A 20,514-nucleotide genomic window follows, 5' to 3' on the forward strand; every position below is an offset into this window, starting at 1 on the left:
TTGTGGGTCATGACGTTATTCAGGGCGAGTTTGGGGCGGTCGGCGGGGCGAGATCCGTTGTGGATGGTCTGGTGCGGACGACGGCTTGGTCTCCTCGTGGACCGAACAGGTGCAGGATCTCTACGGTGCTCGTGTCCGCGGGGCCGAACCAGTGGGGCTCGGTCGTGTCGAACTCGGCCACTTCGCCGGGCCGCAGCGTGAAGTCCTGCGCCCCGAGGATGAGGCGTAGCCGACCGGCGAGGACATAGAGCCATTCGTAGCCCTCGTGGGTGACCAGTTCCGGCTGGCGGGGCGTCAGTACCTGCTTGAAGACCTGCACTCGGCCCGGGTACTGCGTCAGGGGTACGAGGACGCTGCCGCGCTCCTTGTGCAGGGGCCGGAGGTGCACCCGAGGGTCACCACTGGCGGGCGCCGCCACCAGTTGGTCGAGTGCGACGTGGTGGGCCCGTGCCAGCGGGATGAGCAGGTCCAGAGTCGGGCGCCGTTTGCCCGCTTCCACCCGGGACAGTGTGCTGACCGAGATCCCGGTCGTGGCCGCGAGTGCCTCGAGCGTGAGTCCCCGTTCCCGGCGCAGCATACGCAGCCGGGGCCCGATGCCATCGAGAATCTGTTCCAGCTCCGCATCCCTGGCTCCTGTGTTCATGGATTCATTTTTGCAGTGTTCGCAAAATTGATGGGCTGCGGCTGTCGTTCGGGCTGAGCCTTGCCGGGCACTGTTCCCGGACCTCAGAGGTAGACCGTGACCGCGACAACGCCCCCTGTTCAACCCATGCTGAGTGCGCGCATACGCTGGACGGTACTGGCCGTCTGCTGCCTGAGCATGTTCCTGGTGGGCCTGGACACCACCATCGTCAATGTGGGTCTGCCGGCCATCGGGCGCGGCCTGGATGTCGACACGCGCGGTCTCGAATGGATCGTGGACGCCTACACCCTCGTCCTGGCCAGTCTCCTGATCTCCTCCGGCGCACTGGCGGATCGCTTCGGACGCCGCCGGGTCTTCCAGTGCGGGCTGGCCGCGTTCGGCGCGGCCTCGCTGGTCTGCGCGCTCGCCCCGTCGGCGGCCGTACTCATCGCGGCCCGCGCCCTGCAGGGCATCGGTGCCTCGATGCTCAGCCCCGTGGCGCTTGCGATCGTAGTGAACTCGATGCCGGACCCGAAGGAACGGGCGCAGGCGATCGGCATCTGGGCGTCAGTGTTCGGGCTGAGCATGGCCGCTGGTCCCGTCACGGGCGGTGCGCTGCTCGCGGGGCTCGGCTGGCGTTCGCTGTTCTGGATCAACGCACCGGTCATCGCGGCCGCTCTGTTGCTCAGTGCGATGTTCGTGCCGGAGTCCCGGGCACCGCGAGCCCGGCGCCTCGACCTGCCCGGCCAGATCCTGCTGACCGTGGTCCTCGCGGTCGTGGTCGGCGTCCTGATCGAAGGGCCTCGCATCGGCTGGTCGTCGCCTGCGGCGCTGGCGGGATACGCAGGGGCTGCTGTGGCGACAGGCGGATTCGTGTGGGTCGAGTCCCGCCGACGTGAGCCGCTGATGGATCCGCGGATCTTCAGGAGCCCGGTCTTCAGCGGTGCCGTTCTGGGCGCGGTGGCGGTCTTTGTCGCTCTGACCATGACACTGCTGCTGAACACCCTCTACCTGCAGCACACCCGGGAATGGACGCCGCTGGCGGCCGGAGTGGCGACCTTGCCCCTGGCCGTCGGAGCGACTGTCTGCGCCCCTTGGTCCGGCCGCATGGTCGGCCGCACGGGACCACGGCTGCCGCTGCTCCTTGCCGGCGGTTTCATCACGGCCGGCGGGCTCTGCCTGGTCCGGCTCACTGCACACACGAGCGTGTTCCTGCTGCTGGCCGCATACTTGCTCATCGGCGTCGGGTTCGGCTTCGCCAATGCGCCGATCACCAACACCGCGGTCAATGGACTGCCACCCGCCCGTGCCGGCGTGGCCGGGGCGATCACCTCCACCGCACGGCAACTCGGCTCCGCCCTCGGCATCGCTCTCGCCGGCGGCCTGGTCACGGCCACCAGCCCGACGGAGCTCGCACACGCGTCCCGCCCGGGCTGGATCCTGGTCGCCACCTGTGGCGTGCTGGTCTTCGTCGTCGCCCACGTATCACGGCCGAGGGAGGCCACCACGGGCCTCGCCTCCCCCGCAAGCGCGGTGAGCCGCGGCTGACGTAGTCGACGACGGCTACGCCGAGAGCTCCGTCGAGGAGTCGAACGGCCTGCCCGCGCGAACGAGGCGGAGTAACTCGCGAAGCTCTCCGAGATCCCTTCCAACGGCGGGACATCTCCGACGACGAGTTCCGGCACGCCAAGGAGAAGATCCTGCACTGACCGGCGAACGGACGCATGCTCGCGACAGGGCGTGGCCTCGGATCGGAGACCACGCCCTGTCGCGCATTGCGTATCTCTCCAGGCCGGGCGTTGCGGCGGCCACCTGGCCGTTTGAGTCGTCAGTCGGGATGCGAGTCGGTCTGCCCGTTGGATCGTGGAGTCATGAACCATCACCAGCAGTCCCATCGGACGATCGGTGGCGACGGCGGTATTCGAGCGCTGAAGCGCCGGCGGCAGCCCTCGTGAGAGGTCCTGACGAGGACGCCGTACATGGTGCGGTTGAGGGAGGAGAGAGAGGACCGGGTGGGCCGCCCGGCCGGTGCGCGCAGTCCCTCGACGGCTCCCACCGTCGCCGCCTCACCACAGCTGGGTGCCCGGGGCGCCCTTGAACGGCCCGCGCACCTCCGCGGTGATCCAGCCGCCGTAGAAGTCGCCCTCCTGCGCCATGACCTCCTCTCCGTCGACCGTGCAGCGGTCCATGAGGCTGGGATAGAAGGCGAAGAAGTCGGCGAGGGGTGCGTAGCCGGGCTCGGGACGGGCATAGCTCCAAGCGGCGCGAGCGCGTACGTCGTCTCCCACGATGACGTCCCAGTACTGGGCTGGTCCCTTCCATTCGCACCAGGTCCGGCCCGCGACCGCCGGGAACAGGAGCGCCGTACGGACGTCCTGCGGAGGGATGTAGAACACGGGGGGATGGCTGGTCTCCAGTACCCGGACGGCCCGGCGGGTCTCGGCCACCACCTGTCCGGCGCACTCCACCCGCACATCACGGTCGTCCTCCCGCATGACGGGCGGCCGCGGGTAGTCCCAGACCGACTCGGGCGTCCGCGGGGCGGAACGCGGCAGGGGATCCTCCGGCGGGTCCAGATACGCCTCGTCCTCGTAACACCAGGCCCAGTCCCGCTCGCGTGCCAGGGTGCGTGCCACCGGGTGTGCGCTGGAGACGAAGTGGGCCGTGGCGTGAGCGCCACGAGAGCTGTCGCTGCAGCCCACGTGGCCGCAGGTCAGGCACAGCAGCAGGTCGGCCGGTGCGCGTCCGCTCGCCGCGCAGGACGCGCACGTCTCACTCAGCGGGGGTGGGTCCGCCGTCCAGGTGTGGGAGCAGTGTTTCCCTGAGGGCCGGCCGCCATCGGGCCGGGGCGTCCATCTCGTCATCGGTGATCACCGGCCTGTGCGATCGGCATCGCGCTTCTCGGCAGCCCTGCTCCCCGGCCCACGCTCGTCTCGCTCACGCTCTCTCCTGTGTGGTCCTCGTTCTCCACCCTGTTTCGCCCCGACACCGCGCAGGAGATGCACGCTGCCCGGTACTCCTCCCCGCCGGGTTTCGGCTCACCACGCCGGAGGTGTGCGCCACCCGGAAGGGGCCACGCTCACCATCGTCTGGGAGGGAACCAGCAGCCAGGTCTTCCTCACCTCACACTTGCCATGGAGTGCGCTCGAAGTCATAGCGTGGAGGACGCAACGGCGCACGAGGCCGTCTCAGCGCCCGCTCCTCCCGGGATGCGGTGGGCGGCAGCCGTGCCTGGATGGACGGGAGACTTCGTGCCGCCCGAAGGACGATCAAGCGTGCAAGGAAGGCTGGGACACACCATGCAGAAGCGCAGTCTGCGGGAATTGCAGGTATCGGCCATCGGCCTGGGGTGCATGGGCATGTCCGCCTTCTACGGAACCGCCGACGAGGAGGAGGGCGTCGCGACGATCCGGCACGCCCTCGACCTCGGGGTGAACTTCCTCGACACCGCGCAGATGTACGGCCCGCTCACCAACGAGTCCCTCGTCGGTGAGGCGATCCGGGGGCGCCGCGAGGAGTATGTGATCGCGACGAAGTTCAACTACCGGATGGACGGCGCCGTACCGGGCGACATCAGCACGGTCGGTCCGCAGGACGGCTCGGCCGAACACGTCCGCAGCTCTGTCCACGGCTCGCTGACGCGTCTGGGTACCGACTACATCGACCTGTACTACCAGCACCGGGTCGACCCGAATGTGCCCATCGAGGAGACGGTCGGCGCGCTGGGCGAACTGGTCGCCGAGGGCAAGGTGCGCCACATCGGGCTGAGTGAGGCGAGCGCCCGGACCATCCGGCGTGCGCACGCCGTGCACCCGGTCACGGCCGTGCAGAGCGAGTACTCGCTGTGGTCGCGGGATGTGGAGGCTGAGGTGCTGCCGGCCTGCAGGGAGCTGGGCATCGGCTTCGTCCCGTATTCGCCCCTCGGCCGGGGCTTCCTCGCCGGGCGGTTCACCTCGCCGGACGACCTGGACGTCAACGCCTGGCGCCGCCAGAACCCGCGCTTCCAGGACGCCAATCTGGAGGCGAACCTGCGGCTGGCGGCGAAGGTGAAGGAGATCGCTGCCGAGAAGGACGTGACCCCGGCTCAGCTGGCCATCGCATGGGTGCTGGCCCAGGGCGAGGACTTGGTGCCGATCCCGGGCACCAAGCGCCGCAGCTACCTGGAGCAGAACGCCGCCGCCGTCGACATCCACCTGACCAAGGACGACATGGCCCGCATCGACGCGGAGCTGCCCGAGGCGGCCGGTGAGCGGTACGACGAGGCAGGGATGCGGTCCGTCAATCGGTAGGCGGAGGGGCGCATACAGCACACGGGGGCTCCGTAGGGCACGTGGGGTGGTCATCGAAACCGTCGTGCGGTGGGCGCTTCGTAGGCGCGCCTGCCAGTACCGGGAGGAGTGGGAAGGTGCGGGGGACGTACGGGCCCCCGCGAATGGCTTCCGCCGCAGACGGCTGGGGCTCGCGCCCGTCCGGCCGCAGGAGGACGGCGCCGACTCGGAGACAGCCGGCGTGCAGCTGATGATCGACGCCCGGACCGACACCTACGAGCAGGCCGTCGCGGCACCCGGGCCGTGTACGGATCCAGTTCGTCGGCCTGATGTAGCTGCGCCAGTACACCGCGTCGGATACCTCGTCACCGCCCCGAGGGTCGGATCGTCCTCGCCCACCTTGAGCTCTGGCCGTGATCTGTTTGTGGACAGCGGTCTTGAAGAGCGGGGCTGGGGCAAACCCGAAGTCGTTGAAGGGCTGGATATACCCGAGGCCGGGGTGGGGGGCGGTGCGGTGCATGATGTCGAGCAGTTTCCGTGGTGTCCGGCCAGGGGGGTTCTGAAGTCGCGGTTCATGGGGGACTGGTCGTAGTACCCAGCCCGGCTGGCCAGGTCGGCGAGCGAGTCCAGGCGTTGCTGGGCATCCAACGAGCCGCGATCGGATCACCGAGGGTGTCCACCATGGGGGAGACGGGCTCACCCTCCGTGCCAGTACGGTCGCCGCCGTCCGCGTTCGAGGCCTACGGGAGGGGGCTCCGCCCGGCCGGCCCATGTCCCGAATCTGCAAGCGGCCAGGTCCGCCATGGGAAAGACGGCACCGGCCCGTGCGGGTTTGACTTTCGCCGAAATCCGCGACGAAAGAGGCTCATATGCCCGCCACACCCTCCGGAGAGTTCTGGAAGGGCCTCAGGCCGATCGAGAACTCCTTCCGCCCCGACGCCCTCCCCGAGGTTTACCTGTCCAAGGTGGCAACGGACGACGACCGCTATTACGTGCCGTTCACCGAAACCGTCAGCTCCCGTCCGCTGTGGATCAACGTCAAGGACAACAGCTGGGCCGACATCCTGCGGGCCAAGGAGGCCGGGCTGGTCAACCGGCACTACCACCCGCACGAGGTGTTCGCCTACACGATCTCCGGCAAGTGGGGCTACCTGGAGCGCCCCTGGACCGCGACCGCGGGCGACTTCGTCTACGAGGCCCCGGGTGAGGGACACACGCTGGTCGCCTACGACAGCGGCGAACCGATGAAGGCGTTCTTCATCGTCAAGGGCCCGCTCATCTGGCTCGACGAGAACGGCGAACCCGACGGATTCTTCGACGTGCACGACTACATCAAGATGTGCCGCGAGCACTACGAGAAGGTCGGGCTCGGCGCGGACCTCGTCAACTCCCTGTTCCGCTGATCGAGGACGGCCGGCATGAGAACCATGGGCAACGCCCCATGAGGGCGGCGGTCTGGTACGGCGCCAAGGACGTACGTGTGGAGGATGTGCCCGTGAGGCCGCCCGGCCCCGGCGAGGTGACGATCGAGGTGGCCTACTGCGGCATCTGCGGCAGTGACCTGCACGAGTACGCGGACGGCCCGCACGCCGTTCCCGTGGGCGCACCGCACCCGGAGTCCGGCGTGGCCGCTCCGCTCGTCCTGGGACACGAGTTCTGCGGCACGGTCACCGAGGTGGGCGCAGATGTCACAACTGTCGCCCCGGGGGACCGCGTGGCGGTGGAGCCGCACTACCGGTGCGGCAGCTGCCCCCGGTGTCTCGCCGGCGAGTACAACATCTGCCGGCACTTCGGGTTCGCGGGGCTCATGGGGCACGGCGGGCTGGCCGAGCACTCCACGGTCCCCGCCTACATGCTGCACAGGCTGCCCGAGCAGGTCTCCCTGGAGCAGGCGGCGGTGTTCGAGCCGGCCGCCGTCGCCCTGCACGCGGTGCGGCGGGCCGGGATCCGCCCCGGCGAGAGTGTCGCCGTCCTGGGCCTGGGCCCGATCGGGCTGCTCGTGACCCAGTTCGCCGCATACCGCGGCGCGGGGCGCATCGTCGCCGCCGACCGGTCCGCGGCCCGCCGCGAGCTGGCGCTGCGCCTGGGAGCCGCCGATGCCGGCGCGGACCTCGCCGACGTGATCGGCGTGCTGGGCGGCGAGGGAGCGGACGTCGTGTTCGAGGCGGTCGGTTCGGAGGACACCCTGCGTGCCTGTCTGGCCGCAGGACGGCGCGGCGGGCGGGTGATGTTCCTCGGCCTGGTCGGCACGGTCCGTCTGGACGCTTTGGCGCTGGTGAACAACGAGCAGACGATCATGACCAGTGTGGGCTACCGCGACGTCTATCCCGAGCTCATCCGCATGGTGGCCAAGGAAGGCGTGGACCTGGCGGGGATCGTCACGTCCACCATCTCGCTCGAGCACGTCGTGCGTGACGGATTCGAGGCTCTGCTGCGCGGAGAAGAGCAGGTCAAGGTGCTGGTACGACCAGGCGAGCGGGTTTCGTGAGCGCCGAGTTCGTGGGACGCCGGGCGTTCGTGACCGGTGGCACCTCGGGGATCGGCGCGGCCACGGCCGTCCTGCTCGCCGAGCTCGGCGCCGAGGTGACCGCGCTCGGACTGCCACCCGCCGACCTCGCCGATCTGCCCGACCACCCCCGCGTCCGTGTGGTGGAGCACGACGTGCTCGACCGCGCCGGGCTGACCGGCCTGCTGTCCGCCGGGCAGCCGCTGCACGCCCTGGTGAACTGCGCGGGCGTCAGCCACGACCGTGAGGAGTACGACCTCGCCCGCTGGCAGCGGGTCATCGAGATCAACCTCACCGCCACCATGGCCGCCTGCCAGGCTGCCCGTTCGGCCCTGGCCGAGAGCGGCGGCACCGTCGTGAACGTCTCGTCGATGTTCGCCTTCTCCGGCAGCAGGGACCGTCCCGCGTACAGCGCGAGCAAGGGCGGCGTGTCCCAGCTGACGAAGTCGCTGGCCGCCGAGTATGCCGCCGACGGCATCAGGGTCAACGCCGTCGCGCCGGGCTTCGTGCTGACCCCGCTGGCCCGGGGGGTGCTGGACGACCCCGAGGCCACGGCCCGGGTGCTGGCCCGCATCCAGGCCCGGGCGACTCGGACAGCCGCACGAGGTCGCCTCGGTGGTGGCGTTCCTGTGCTCGGCGGCGGCCTCGTACGTCACGGGCGCGGTCGTCCCGGTGGACGGAGGCTATGTGGCCGTGTGACCCGTCACCTAAGCTGACCGCCCTGACCCGTACGTCCATGGGAGGTCACGTGTCCGCCCCTTCAGTGATCTCCCAGGCCACGACCGAGCACGTCGCCCCCGCCGAGCGCATCCCCTACTGGGAGGACTACAACCGCAAGGCGCTGGTGGCCCTGTCCTGCACCTCCTATTCCGAGCAGGGGCTGCTGGCCAGGCAGACCAACATCGAGCTGGGGGAACTGCGTCTCGCGGAGATCTCCGGCAACGCCCACGTGATCGAGCGCAGCCCGCAGACGGTCAGGTCGGCGCCCAAGGACTCGGTCTTCGCCACTCTCCTGCTCAAGGGTGAGGCGGTGTTCCTGCACGAGCACGGCTGCCTCGCGGCCACCGCGGGCGAGCTGGTCGTCTACGACACCCGCAGGCCGTATCTCTTCGGGTTCTCCTCCTCGATGCGGCAGATCCTGGTGGACGTGCCGCGCGACCTGTTCACGCAGGCGTGCGGGGGAGGAGGGTTGCCCGGGCCGACGCTGTTCGGGCGGGGCACGGCTCGGGAGGGCGCGCTCGTGGCCGCGCTGAGTTCCCGGCTCGGCCGGCTGGCCGCGCTGCGTGGTGTGCCGTACGGTCCCGACGACGCCGAGGCGACCGTACTCGACCTGCTCAGGCAACTCGCCGAGGAGCGTACGGGAGGAAGGCCGGCGCCCGACGCCTACCGGTCGCAGCTCATCGTGGCCGAGAGCTACATCGACCGGCACCTGCACGACCCCGGCCTCGGCCCCGCGCAGGTCGCCGGCTTCATGGGCATCTCGGTACGGCACCTGGGCCGGATCTTCGAACCGACCGGCCGGACTCCGGCGCGGCACATCATGGAACGGCGCCTGGTCGGGGCGCATCAGGAACTCACCGGGCCCGGCGCGCGGGAGACCAGGATCAGCGATGTCGCACACCGGTGGGGGTTCTCCAGCCAGGCCCACTTCGCCCGCCTCTTCCGCTCCAGGTTCGACATCACCCCGAGCGAGGCCCGCGCGGAGGCGACGCGCAAGAGGACGTCGCCGACGGAGTGACCGCACGGTCGGCGTGGATCAGTGCGGAGCGCCGCCGGCCTCGCCGTGGGGCGAGGCGCGACGGTGCTCGTGTTCAGAGCCGGTGGCCGAGGCGGCCGGATGCCGGCGTCAGCTCCTGGTCCACTGCTGGTTGCTGCCGCCGCTGCGGTACCAGACGTCGACCGGCGTGCCGTTGCCTTCCTCGTGCCGGTGGTATGGCCGGTCGCTTGGCGATGTCACGCAGGCTCATCTTGAGAGCTGGGCAGACCAGCGAGCACCCCATGCCCGAATCCGCAACTCAGCCCCAACACGGCCTGCACGACCCCGAAACGATCAACCGGGAATCAAGCCGGTGGATCCGGGCTCAGGCGCAGTTGTCGTAGCGGACAGGGAAAGTGGAATCTTCCTCCAGGGCGTTGGCCCACAAGCTTCCATTGCCCCAGTAGTAACCGCAGCCATGGAAGGCCACGGTCGGACCGAAGCAGCCGCGGGCCTCCCCTCCGGCAAGGAAGTAAGTAACGTTGCACACGTGATCATTGCCGGCATATAGCTCATCGGACTGCACCATGCCGACCTTGAGCGCGAGATCCTTGGTCCCTCTGTTGGAGACAACCAGCACGACCTGGCCTTTGGTGCCGTCCGGAGTGACGACTATGCACGTCTGGAACACAACATTGTTGGAGACATGGGTCGCGCTGGTGCTGCCGCAGTGCCAGTTCGAGTTGGACTTGTAGGTTTGCCACTCTCCGGCAGCGCTCGCCGGAGAGGTGCTGAAGAGCATTAGCGCGGTGGTCGCCGCCACTGCTGCAACAAATTTGAGCGTCTGACGAAGTTTCATGATCGCCTTCCCGTCCGGAGCCATCCCCTCGTGAGGGTCGAGGGAGATAGCCGGGACTCTAGACGATCTTGGTCGTCGACAGCCAAGGGGAACCGACCTCCGGTACTGGACGTGCGTGAAACCGCCCACTGGCCGGGGACCACTACACGACCTGCTGCAGCAGCAACCTCCAGAGCCCGCAGGCGCGTCCCGCTCGTCCGCGGCCCGGAGCGCCTCGAAGGCCAGGGTGCGGACGGGGTCCTTCTTGGGCCGCCGGTAGGGCTTGCCGGGCTTCTCGGCCCGACGGGGGGTGTCACTCACGAAAAAGGTGCTTCGATTCTGAACCGCGTGTGCGCTTCCCGGCGTACGTGCAGGGCGTCGTGGGTAACGTCGTCAGCCTGAGCGATGTTCTGCCGACGGGGGTCAGCATGCCTGTGGGATTGCGCCGAATGCGACTCGCGGGGGTGAGCGCGGACACGCCGAAGGCGTACGAGGTCGACCCACTCGCCTATGTCGCCGCGCGCCTCCGCTCCGCGGACCCGCCCTACGTGACGAACGAGATCGTGACGCTCGCTCTCCCCGCCTCCGACTTCCTCGACGACGGGGACCTCCCGGAGCAGTGGCGCCGGAATTTCCTCCGCACCGTCACCGACCTGTGCCGGGCCAGCTCCGGCCGGCCGCGGATCAACGCGATCGGCCTTCTCCTCTCTCTCACGAGTAAAAGCCCCCTGGTGCGAGAGGCGTTCGACGGCCTGGTGGCGGACGGCACCTGGGACCTGTGCCGGGTCGCCTACGAGGAACACGTCCGCGCCCTGCCGGCACCGCCCGAGGACACGATGGAACACATTGGGTGGACGGTCACCCGGACCATGCCGAGCGTGTATCTGCCGCCCAGCATGTCCGGCGAGCCCATGTTCACGCTGCTCGGGCCCGAGGAGTCCGCCGCGCGGGATCGCGCACGCGCCCTCTCCCGGGACGCGGGCACGGCGCAGGAACGCGGCGCGTACCGCGAGGCCGCCGAGCTGTGGGCGGAAGCGACCCGGCTGTGGCCCGACGACCGTGAGGCCCGCTTCAACCGGGCCGTGTGCCTGCTGCGCCTCGACGAGGCTGGCCCGGCGGTGCCGTTGCTGGACGCGTTGTGCGAGGAACGCCCGGGTGAGCCCGCGTACCAGGCCATGCGGGGTGCGGCGCTGCTCCGGCTGGACCGGCCCGACGAGGCGCTGACGGCGCTTGACCGGGCCCTGGAACTCGACCCGGGACGCCCGTCCGCGCTGCTCAACAAGGCGCGGCTGCTCTCCGGTCGGGGGCAGGATCCGGCGGCGGAGGAGCTCCTGCGCGCCGGGGTACGGGCGGACGGCTGGCAGGTGCCGCCGGATCAGCTGGACGACACGGTCACCGCGCTGGGCGGGTACGCGATGGGCGCGCTGGCCGGCCACCGGTTCGACGTGGCCGCTGATCTGACGGCCGTGCTGTGCGGGCTCGCGCCCGAGAACGGGGACTGGTGGCTCGCCCGCGCACTGGCCGCCGAGGCACAGGGGCGGCGGGGCGAGACCCAGGAGTATCTGGCGGGCGCCGACCGAGGCCGGCTCACCGGCCCCGCCCTGGTGATGCGGGCCGATCTGGCGTTGCGGACCGGTGACGCGCACACCGCCATGGCCTGTGCCGACTTCGCCCTCACGACCGAGCCCGATGCCACCGGCGCCCTGTGGATCCGGGCCAAGGCCGCCGTCGGCACCAACGATCCGGAAGGGGCCGTGCCGTACTACGAGCGCTATCTCGCGTTACAGCCCGACGACGGCAGGACCTGGAACGACCTCGGGGTCTGTTACCAGCACATCCGCGACGGCGAGCGGGCCCTGGCCTGCTTCCGCTCGGCCGTCCGCTGGGGCCCCGGGGACGCTCTGCACTGGGCCAATCTCGCCATGGCAGCCCTCAATGTCGCCGCGGACGGCACGGACGCCACCGAGATCTGGGACCACATCCTCCGGGCCCGCGCACTGGCACCGGACGATCCCACCACGCAACTGGCGGTCGCCGCCTTCCACTTGAGCACCGGTAACTTCGCCGCGGCGGAACGGACCGCGGCCGAACTCGTCCGGCGGACACCAGGCCTCGGGCAGGCGAGGGCGATCCTGGCCGCCTGCCAGGAGACGCGGGCGGCGCGGTCGGACGACGGCGGGGACGTCCCGGGAAGCGGGGGGTGACCGTCGTGGACACGGCCGCTCTGCTCGCGGCGCTCGAATCCGCCGATCTCTCCCTGCCCGAGAAGCTGCACGCCGCGGGCGCGGCGGTCGACGCACGGCTGGAGCCGGCGGCGATGAACCGCGTCATCGCGGTCCTCACCGCGCTGCGAAGCACCTCCCTGGCCCCCCACCACGCCGTGACCGTCTCCTTGTTGCTCGGCGAGGCCCTCCGGGCAGCCGGACAGGCCGAGGCCGGTTTCGACACGCTGACCGACGCACTGGGCGCGCTGCGGGAGGTGGACCCGGGGATCAGGGACCTGGTCGTGCAGCGCTTCACCAGGAACGCGCTGGCCCTGCGCAGGGGCGAGGAGGCGCTACGACGGCTGCGGGAGTCCCTCGGCGACGCCATCCCCGCGGCCCAGCCGGCCCTTGAGCTGAGCCGGATCATGGCGTCGCTCGGCCGGCTCGACGAGGCGGTCACCGTACTGACGCGCACGATCGAGGCCGGCCGTACCGCCGGCCCGGAGGCCGCGGAGCTGGTCCGGCAGCGGGGCGTCCTGCTTGAGCGGCAGGGCGAGACCACCGCCGCGGTCGCCGACTTCACGGCCGGGAACCGGCTGATGCCCGCTGACGCGCCACCGGACGAGAGGGCCCTGGCCTCCGCGAGCCTGAGCACGACCCTGCACAACGCGGGCCGGCCGGACGAGGCGGCCCAGGCGGCCGACCGGGCACTCGAACTGGCGAGAGCGGGCGGATCACCGCACGCCCTCGGCGCCGCGCTGACGGCCCGCGGCAACGTGTGCCTCGGCAGCGGACAGACCCGCCTGGCCCTGCACCACTACCACCAGGCACTTCTGGAGTTCGCCACAGTGGGCACGAGGGACCACGAAGTGGTCCTGCTGAACAACATCGCCCATTGTTATCTGGGCCTCGGCCAGCTCCATCTGCACGCCAAATACCTGGGCTGGGCACTGGATTCCGCCGAGGAACTCGACGACCGTGAGAACCGCCCGCTGGCGCTGTTGAACATGTCGGTCGCCTCGAGCCCGCGCGAGGCACGGGGCCTGATCACGGAAGCCTGGGGACTCTACGCCGAGCGAGGAGACCGGCAAGGGCAGGCCCTCGCCCTCTGCCGTCTGGCACAGGTGCTGCAGTGGCAGGACCAGCACGCCGACTCGCTCCACTTCTTCGGCATGGCCGCCGACATCGGTCGTACGATCGGCGACTCGCGGGCCATCGCCGTCATCCACGGGGAAATGGGGGACCTCAGTGTCAGCCTCGGGCGGCCTGACAGCGCCTGGGACCACTACGAGCAGTCCTGGGCGGCCCACGAGACCATGCGCAGGCTGACCTTCGCCGAATCCGTCCAGCTCGACATGAGCGCGGAGACGCAGAGCTGTGTCGCCGGCGCGATGCAACTGGCGCTCGCTCAGGAATCCGCCGTGGAGGGGTCCGGCGCGCGGGACGGTACCAGCGGACCCGCCGCCTCGGCGCTGTGGCGGTCACGGCTGTTCACCGTGCTGGAACGCAGCCGCGCCCGAGTCCTCGTCGACCGGCTCGGCTCCACTCCCACCGCCTCGGCGGCCCTGCCCGTCCATGTACGCGACCGGCTCGCCGGCCTGGCCGAGCAGGTGCGGACGCGCCAGCATCTGCTTCAGGCCCACCGTTCCGGCGACGGCGACGGCACGGAGGCGGAGCCCGAGCGGCTGGAGCGTCTGACGAGCGACCTGCGTCGGGCCAGGGCCGAGTTCGACGAGTTCGAGGCGTTCGCCGCCCAGTCCTTCCCCACCTACCGGTCCTTCACCACGGTCGATCCGGGTGACGAGTCCGCCTTCGACGCCGCGATGGGCGAGCGCGTCGCCGTGGTCGAGTACGCGGCCGTCGGCGAGGAGCTGATCAGCCTTGTCAGGAACCGTGGCCGGCTCTCCGTACACCGGCACGGCAGCCTGGCCGAAGCCGCCGCACTCGACCAGGAACTCGCCGGGCTGTGCTGGGACAGCCCGGACACCGGCCGGATCACCGAGCTGTCCCGTCGGCTGCACACACAGCTGCTGGAACCGGTGGAACGAGCCGGGGCCCTGGCCGGCGCCGGTGAACTGATCGTCGTCCCCACGCCCAAGGTGTTCGAGTTCCCCGTCGAGGCGTTACTGGGTGCGGACGGCTACGCCTTCGAGAAGTACGCGGTCACCTACCTTCCCTCCCTCTCGGTCTCCCGCTTCCTGCGCGCTCTGCCGTCCTCCTACGAACCGGCCCTGATCATGGCCAACCCCGACGGCACGCTGCGCCGCGCCGAGGAGGAGGTGGAGGCGATCCGCCGCCAGTTGCGGAACATCACCGCGGGCGGCCCCCTCGTCGGTGGCACGGCGACCAAGAAGGCGTTCACCCGCTGGGCGCCCTCGGCACGGCTGGTGCACCTGGCCGCCCATACCGACCTGCAACCGGACGCTCCGGCCTTCTCCAGCATCGTCCTCGCGAGCGAGGGGCCGGACGGGACGGGACATCTGGAGGTGCGAGACCTGCTGCCGCTGCGACTGGAGCCCTGTCTGACCGTACTGAGCGGCTGCGGGACGGGGCGCGGCTCGGAGGCGGGCACCGACGAGATGATCGGCTTCGTCCGCGCGTTTCTCGCCGGCGGCTCCTGTGCCGTGCTGGCCACACGATGGCCCGTGCGCGACCGTCCGACCAGCCTGTTCATGCACACCTTCTACGAAGGTCTCATCCAGGACGCCCTGCACCCCCTGGAAGCACTGAACCGTGCCCGCGACCACCTGCGGGCCCAGGGCCCGTTCCGGCACCCCGCGTTCTGGGCGCCGTTCACCTACTTCGGTCTGCCGCCCGGATGGAAGGCGCGAGCCGGCACCGACCGTCGGACCGTACCGGAGTGACCGCGAGAACGACCGGAGCGACTTCCGTGAACGAAGCGACACGCATGCCTGGCCCTGACGACCGGACCGGCATCACGCCGGACCAGCGACGGCATCTCCTCGAAGCCCTGCGCGAGGTACCGGCCTGGCGCTGCTCCCTGGCTCGCTGGCACCGCGCCGACCAGGCCCTGCGGGCGGTGGCGGACGCCCTCGCCGCGGACGACGCGGACGCACTCGACACAGCGCTGACCGAGCTGGCGCTGGCCGAGACGCTCCGTGTCCGCGTCCGGCTGGGCGACGACACGGACGAGCCCCCCGAGCAGGTCCGCGACCGTGTCGACCGCATCCTGTACAGCCTCACCGAAGAGGCGGAGCCGGATCCACCGGAGGAAGGGCGGCCGCGGAATGCCGCTGACTGAGTACTCCCTGGTCGTCCACGTCTACGCCTCGGTGGCGTCGGATCAGAGCGCCTCGCTCCCCGTCGGGCTGCGGACCGTCTGGGACCGCCTCGCGGACACCCTCGGCATGGACCGGCCTGCGCACGGGACCGGACTGGCCGAGGCGCTCCCCGGTGCGGGCGAAGTCCTGCCCGACGGCGGGGCGGTGGCCGCACGCCGCGACGACAGCGGCGACGCACAGGCCGTCCTCCGACGCGTCGACGAGCTGCTCGTCCTCTCCGTCGCCCTGTCCGGCACGGACTGGCGGGAGACGGAGCGTCGGTGGGAGAGCGCTGCCCAGGACATCGAGCAGTGGGCCTGGGGCGAGGTCCGCCTGTACGTCGCGTACTGCGGCGAGGAGGACGTGCCCGCGCGCGAGTTGGAGACAGCGCTGCCCGGGCGGGGCGGCCGCCCCGCCGTTCTGTCGCCGCCCGTCCGGCTGGACGGTCCACGCGCCACGCTGTGGGAGGTGCAGGGCCCCGGCGAGAGACGTCTGCGCCGCCTGGTCGCCGTGGCGCCCGGGGCCGGGGACCTGCCCGAGCGACTCGAGCGCTGGCTCTGGTACGAACGTGCGGCGACCGTGCCGCCGTTCGCCAGGTATCTCGCCCACACGGCCAAGCTGCGCGCTCAGCTGCGGCTGCCGGCCGTCGGCGCCTCACCTGGGACGACGGACCTGATCGCGGCGGCCCTGGCGGAGATGCGGCACGATCCCGACCGGACGCCCCCGTCCCGCTCGGTGTCGCAGCGGGCCGGCGAGCTGACGTCGCTACGGCACCGGCTGCTGGTGGCCCTGTCCGGTCCCGGCGGCCTGAGCCGGCGGTTGCTGGACCTGCGTGAGCTGCAGCGCAGTGCCGAGATCGCGGTGTCCAACATGGAGGGAGCCGCGCCGCCGGGCGGACCGCTGGCGGACGACCTTGCCGTGTCCCGCTGGCTGCGGCACCGTCTGGAGGACAGCGTCGCCTATCTGGAACTCGACAGGGAGCGGCTCCGGGACGCGCTGACCGTACAAGCCGAGGAGGCCGTCCAACTGGGCCGGGAGGAGCTCCAACGCAGGGAGACGGAGCTGCAGTCGAAGCAGCAGCGGGTCAACCTCCTGCAGACGGCGCTGATCGGCGCCTTCCTGATGGTCCTGACGGCCGTGCAGGCCTTCGACTACCGCTTCAGTTTCCTTCCGCAGTCCGCCGTCCCCGCGCTGATCGCTTTCTTGGGCGCCCTGACGCTCTGGCTCTCGACCCTGGTGGTCCCACTGCTCTCGCCCCGTGCCCGCCGCCGGCAGACGCGGCTGGGCGCGGCCTGCGCCGGGCTCGTCGCCGCGGCGTTCGCCTGGCTCACTACGGCCGTGGGAAGCGTCTACGCCGTCGGCGGCCCGGCGCCGGCCGCGCTGACCCTGCCGGCGTCGGCCCTGGGCTTCGGCCTCGGCTGGTGGGGCATGTCCCGGTACACGGCTGTCTACCGCCATGGCGTCGCGGGCTTTCCGGATGCCCCAGGTTTCTGATCCGGCGGCCTACGTCCCGAGGGCCTCGCCGTGGCGAACGACTACAAAGCCATGGACCCCTCGGACTCCCGCTCGGCCGGCCTGGCATACGCGCTGCGAGTCCTTGGTCAGTCATACGCCGAACACCCCGCCTATCAGCAGGAATGGCGCTCATAGCCTTTCAAAGAGACAGACTCTAGCTCGAGATGGCACGCCAGGTGTTCAGCGTGCTCCTCGGTTTCTGGACGGTGCTCGCGATGGTCAATCGTCACCTGGCATTACCCGGACGGGGGAGAACCCGTCGCGGGAGCATCATTCGCCGGAGCCGGAACGGTTCAGTATGACTTCCGGACCGCAGCAAGGTAGGGGGACTGTCAAACGAGTGGCTCTGTCTCACATCCGGTGGTAGCGCAGAGCGAGTTCAGAAGCGCAGAGTAATAGCTGCAAGTCAGGCTGCAGTCAGATCTGCCGGAGGTCCTGGATGGCCGTCGCCGGAGCGTTGCTCCGCTGTCCTGGAGAGATGGTCTCTGAGCTGCGAAATCGGCTGCGCCGCGGTCCTCTTGAAGTCATGACGCTCAGTTACCACCGGATGTGAGACAGAGCCGATAAAGACACACCCTCCGCTACTGACAGCTCACTGAGTAGCCGTACTCATGTGCAGAGCCCGTCACGGCTGCATGCTGACCTCATGCGGTTAACAGGCTGTCATGGGCACCGGTGGTGAGTATGAAACGCGGAAGTGGGCCGTCGATCGGTCAGCAGGTTGGGGTCAGCCTGGCGCTACTCGTCCTCGACTTGATGGTCATCGCTTGGTTGGTGTTCCGCTATGGGATGACAGGCTGGGCCGACAGCTACGACCAGGACAACTTGCCTGGTGCGCCCAAGATGGCGTGGCAGGGAATGTGGCTCCTGGTCGGTGGCGCAGTCGTCACAGGCGGCTGTCTCCTTGCCCTGCGGTGGCGCACCCCGGGTATCATGCAGTTGACTGTGCTGGGAGTCGGAGCAGGACTACTCGCCGCCTTGGCCCATTCTGACTAGGGTGCGTCGGCCAACGAACTACCTCCGCATTGCCAACCCTGAAGCTTCCCCTTGATGTTGGACACCTGGAGACTGGGACGTGAGGTTCCAGAGGAAGTAGTGCCAGGTGGGAAGCAAGAGCAATCGCAGCAGGCGGTACTCGGAGGAGTTCAAGCGCGACGCGGTCGCGCTGGTCCGCTCCTCCGGCAAGACCGTCACCGAGGTGGCCCGGGAGATCGGGGTCAGCGCCGAGGGCCTGCGGAACTGGGTCAAGCAGGACACGATCGACCGCGGGCAGGGGGCGCCGGGCGAGCTCACGAGCGCGGAGCGGGAGGAACTGCGTCGGCTGCGGCGGCAGAACCGTGAGCAGGCCGAGACGATCGAGGTGCTGCGAAAAGCGGCGGTCTTCTTCGCGAAGGAGAGCGATCGATGAACGACGTGTATGCGTTCATCGAGGCGGAGAAGACCACCCACCCAGTCGCTCTGTTGTGCCGGCTGCTGAAGGTGGCTCGCTCCTCTTTCTACGCCTGGTTGGCCGGCGAGCAGGCCCGCGCCGCCCGCCGGGCCGCCGACGACGCCCTGGCCCACGAGATCGCCGTCTTGCACATCGCCTCCCGGTGCACTTACGGAGTGCCGCGCATCCATGCCGAACTGCGCAGGCTGGACCGGCGGGTCAACCGCAAGCGAGTGGAGCGGATCATGCGTGAGCGCGACATCACCGGGGTCACCCGGGCCTTCACCCGGAATCTTGGACACGGGCTATGCGGCTTGGGCCAGGGTAGTTGATGTTGTGTCGAGTGCTGTCTCGTAGGCGATGGGACTGCGTTGTCCGAGGCGGGAGTGTCGGCGTCGGGTGTTGTAGCGGTTGAGCCAGCGGAACGCGTCGAGACGGGCCTCGTGTTCGCTGGACCAGCGCTTCCGGCCCTGAAGCGTCTCGCGTTTGAACGTCGCGTTGAAGGACTCGGCGAGCGCGTTGTCCGCCGAACTGCCGATCGCGCTCATGGACTGGCGGACGCCGGCCTGGCGGCAGGCGTCGGCGAAGGCCCGGCTGGTGTACTGGGCCCCGTGGTCGGTATGCATGACCGTCCCGGCGAGGCTGCCGCGGGTCCGTTCGGCGGCGGACAGGGCGTCGGTGACGAGGTCGGTGCGCATGTGGTCCGCGATCGCCCAGCCGGCCAGGCGGCGTGAGGCGAGGTCGATGACGGTGGCCAAATACAGGAACTTCCCGCCGTCCAGCGGGAGATAAGTGATGTCGCCGACGTACTTCGTGTTCGGCTCGGTGGCGGTGAAGTCGCGGCCGATGAGGTCCGGGGCCTTCGCCGCGGCCGGGTCCGCCACCGTGGTGCGGTGTCTGCGGCGCAAGCGCACGCCCGCCAGCCCGGCGCCCCGCATCACCCGCGCGATCCGCTTGTGGTTGACGCGCTCGCCCGCCTCGCGGAGCTCGGCGGTGATCCTGGGGACGCCGTAGGTGCCGTCCGACTCGCGGTGCACGGCCCGTATCCGGGAGGCGAGGCGGGCGTCGGCCGCCTGCCGGGCGGCCCGGTCCGCGGCCGTCCGACGCCAGTAGTAGAAGCTGGAGCGGGCGATGCCCAGGATGGCGCACAGCCGCTTCACGCCGTAACGGCGCTGATGGTCGGCGACGAACTGGAAGCGGTTCACCAGCGCGTCTCCCCGGCGAAATACTTTGCTGCCTTCCGCAGGATCTCGCGCTCTTCCTCCAGCTCACGGACCTTCTTCCGCAGAGCGGCGTTCTCCGCCTCCAACGGCGCCGGCGGCTCGGTCGGCACCTCCGCCCGGCGTCCACGCGGCCGGCTCGCGCCGGCTGCCCGCACCCAGTTCCGAAGGGTCTCGGGGTTGATCCCCAGGTCGGCGGCGACCTGCCTGATCGTCGCCTCGGGCCGCGACTGGTACAGCGCGACCGCGTCCGCCTTGAACTGCGGCGGATAGTTCTTCATGACCACGAGATGTCCGTTCGCAGATCCTCAGGATCCAGTGTCTCGTGTGTCCAGGATCAAGGGTCAAGGCCCCCCGGCGCAAGCGCCGGTCGCTGACCCGTCCGGCGAAAAAGGCGGTGCCCGCTCACGACCTGATCGGCCGCGACTTCACGGCCGCCGCCCCGGGACGGAAACTGGCCGGTGACATCACCTACATCCCCACCGACGAGGGCTGGCTGTATCTGGCGACCTGGGTGGACCTGTCGACCCGCGAAATCGTCGGCTACTCGATGGCCGACCACCACCGCGCATCCCTTGTGGTCGACGCACTGACGATGGCCGCCGACCGCAGCGCCCTTCAGCCCGGCTGCATCGTGCACTCGGACCGCGGAGCGGAGTACACAGCTGACGAACTCCGCAGGGAAGTACGCCGGTTGGGGCTGCGGCAAAGCATGGGCCGAACCGGCTCGTGCTATGACAATGCCGCCGCCGAGAGCTTCTTCGCGCTGCTGAAAGCGGAGATCGGCACCCGCCGCTGGCGCGACCGGACCACTGCCCGCGCTGAGATCTTCACCTTCATCGAGGGACCCTGTTGCTCAATTCGAGGGAGTTTACGTCGATCACTCGGTCGGAGGCAGGCGGAGAGACGGATCCTGCTGGTCAGGGGGGCGTGAA

18 protein-coding genes and 1 pseudogene are annotated in these 20,514 nt (G+C 69.9%); 14 read left to right on the plus strand and 5 right to left on the minus strand.

Annotation, left to right across the window (positions count from 1 at the left end; genetic code table 11):
* Positions 1–19 precede the first annotated feature (19 nt).
* Entirely contained in the window at positions 20–643 is a 624-nt protein-coding gene (locus RKD20_RS46720; protein WP_424883079.1) for a helix-turn-helix domain-containing protein, read from the minus strand.
* A 126-nt stretch (positions 644–769) separates the two neighbouring features.
* Between RKD20_RS46720 and RKD20_RS46725 the strand changes: the two genes are divergently transcribed.
* The gene (locus RKD20_RS46725; protein WP_424883080.1) at positions 770–2,170 is read left to right on the plus strand and encodes an MFS transporter; all 1,401 of its coding nucleotides are present in this window, start codon (positions 770–772) and stop codon (positions 2,168–2,170) included.
* Between the two features lie 518 nt (positions 2,171–2,688).
* Here the strand turns inward: RKD20_RS46725 and RKD20_RS46730 are convergent.
* A complete protein-coding gene (locus RKD20_RS46730) occupies positions 2,689–3,486 on the minus strand; it encodes a DUF427 domain-containing protein (protein WP_424883081.1) in 798 nt (265 codons plus the stop codon).
* Between the two features lie 435 nt (positions 3,487–3,921).
* Between RKD20_RS46730 and RKD20_RS46735 the strand changes: the two genes are divergently transcribed.
* The 5 genes from RKD20_RS46735 to RKD20_RS46755 all read left to right on the plus strand — a co-directional run bounded on the left by RKD20_RS46735 (position 3,922) and on the right by RKD20_RS46755 (position 9,134).
* Positions 3,922–4,911 (plus strand): aldo/keto reductase, encoded by a 990-nt coding sequence (locus tag RKD20_RS46735; protein WP_424883082.1) that lies wholly within the window; start codon positions 3,922–3,924, stop codon positions 4,909–4,911.
* Between the two features lie 848 nt (positions 4,912–5,759).
* Positions 5,760–6,293 (plus strand): 2,4'-dihydroxyacetophenone dioxygenase family protein, encoded by a 534-nt coding sequence (locus RKD20_RS46740; RefSeq protein WP_424883083.1) that lies wholly within the window; start codon positions 5,760–5,762, stop codon positions 6,291–6,293.
* A gap of 77 nt (positions 6,294–6,370) precedes the next feature.
* Positions 6,371–7,378, plus strand: a complete 1,008-nt coding sequence (locus RKD20_RS46745) for an alcohol dehydrogenase catalytic domain-containing protein (protein ID WP_424883084.1) — start codon at positions 6,371–6,373, stop codon at positions 7,376–7,378.
* Positions 7,375–8,112, plus strand: a complete 738-nt coding sequence (locus RKD20_RS46750; RefSeq protein WP_424883085.1) for an SDR family NAD(P)-dependent oxidoreductase — start codon at positions 7,375–7,377, stop codon at positions 8,110–8,112. Before RKD20_RS46745 ends, RKD20_RS46750 begins: the two co-directional genes overlap by 4 nt.
* A gap of 32 nt (positions 8,113–8,144) precedes the next feature.
* On the plus strand, positions 8,145–9,134 hold the full coding sequence (locus RKD20_RS46755) for a helix-turn-helix domain-containing protein (RefSeq protein ID WP_424883086.1): 990 nt from the start codon (positions 8,145–8,147) through the stop codon (positions 9,132–9,134).
* Positions 9,135–9,477: 343 nt separating this feature from the next.
* On the opposite strand, the gene RKD20_RS46760 is transcribed toward RKD20_RS46755, so the two are convergent.
* Positions 9,478–9,951, minus strand: coding sequence for a hypothetical protein (locus RKD20_RS46760; protein ID WP_424883515.1), 474 nt, complete (start codon positions 9,949–9,951; stop codon positions 9,478–9,480).
* Between the two features lie 177 nt (positions 9,952–10,128).
* A pseudogene (locus RKD20_RS46765) lies at positions 10,129–10,251 on the minus strand (RNA-binding protein); the annotation flags it as partial.
* 143 nt (positions 10,252–10,394) lie between these two features.
* Here RKD20_RS46765 and RKD20_RS46770 point away from each other — a divergent pair.
* From RKD20_RS46770 to RKD20_RS46800, 7 genes are all read left to right on the plus strand, one after another.
* Positions 10,395–12,134, plus strand: a complete 1,740-nt coding sequence (locus RKD20_RS46770; protein WP_424883087.1) for a tetratricopeptide repeat protein — start codon at positions 10,395–10,397, stop codon at positions 12,132–12,134.
* On the plus strand, positions 12,131–14,998 hold the full coding sequence (locus RKD20_RS46775) for a CHAT domain-containing protein (RefSeq protein ID WP_424883088.1): 2,868 nt from the start codon (positions 12,131–12,133) through the stop codon (positions 14,996–14,998). The genes RKD20_RS46770 and RKD20_RS46775 overlap by 4 nt, the downstream gene beginning before the upstream one ends.
* Positions 14,999–15,042: 44 nt before the next feature.
* Complete coding sequence (locus RKD20_RS46780; protein WP_424883089.1) at positions 15,043–15,396, plus strand: CATRA system-associated protein; 354 nt, start codon at positions 15,043–15,045, stop codon at positions 15,394–15,396.
* Complete coding sequence (locus RKD20_RS46785; protein WP_424883090.1) at positions 15,383–16,909, plus strand: CATRA conflict system CASPASE/TPR repeat-associated protein; 1,527 nt, start codon at positions 15,383–15,385, stop codon at positions 16,907–16,909. The genes RKD20_RS46780 and RKD20_RS46785 overlap by 14 nt, the downstream gene beginning before the upstream one ends.
* 51 nt (positions 16,910–16,960) lie before the next feature.
* The gene (locus tag RKD20_RS46790) at positions 16,961–17,065 is read left to right on the plus strand and encodes a DUF6221 family protein (protein ID WP_424883495.1); all 105 of its coding nucleotides are present in this window, start codon (positions 16,961–16,963) and stop codon (positions 17,063–17,065) included.
* Between the two features lie 967 nt (positions 17,066–18,032).
* Positions 18,033–18,338 (plus strand): transposase, encoded by a 306-nt coding sequence (locus RKD20_RS46795; protein WP_318810294.1) that lies wholly within the window; start codon positions 18,033–18,035, stop codon positions 18,336–18,338.
* The gene (locus RKD20_RS46800; RefSeq protein ID WP_424883091.1) at positions 18,335–18,691 is read left to right on the plus strand and encodes an IS3 family transposase; all 357 of its coding nucleotides are present in this window, start codon (positions 18,335–18,337) and stop codon (positions 18,689–18,691) included. Before RKD20_RS46795 ends, RKD20_RS46800 begins: the two co-directional genes overlap by 4 nt.
* Here the strand turns inward: RKD20_RS46800 and RKD20_RS46805 are convergent.
* Positions 18,665–19,866, minus strand: a protein-coding gene (locus tag RKD20_RS46805) for an IS3 family transposase (protein WP_424876948.1) whose coding sequence is annotated in 2 segments (ribosomal slippage) — positions 18,665–19,575 and positions 19,575–19,866 — 1,203 coding nt in all. Because the reading frame shifts where the segments join, the coding sequence is not laid out codon by codon here. The two genes, RKD20_RS46800 and RKD20_RS46805, sit on opposite strands and share 27 nt — an antisense overlap.
* A gap of 110 nt (positions 19,867–19,976) precedes the next feature.
* On the opposite strand from RKD20_RS46805, the gene RKD20_RS46810 reads away from it, so the two are divergent.
* Positions 19,977–20,513 carry an IS3 family transposase gene (locus RKD20_RS46810; RefSeq protein WP_424883092.1) on the plus strand — a complete coding sequence of 179 codons (537 nt, stop codon included), beginning with the start codon at positions 19,977–19,979 and terminating at the stop codon, positions 20,511–20,513.
* The last annotated feature ends 1 nt before the right edge of the window (position 20,514 follow it).

The sequence above is a fragment of the Streptomyces sp. SLBN-8D4 genome (assembly GCF_049739545.1).
Lineage (GTDB): Bacteria > Actinomycetota > Actinomycetes > Streptomycetales > Streptomycetaceae > Streptomyces > Streptomyces canus_C.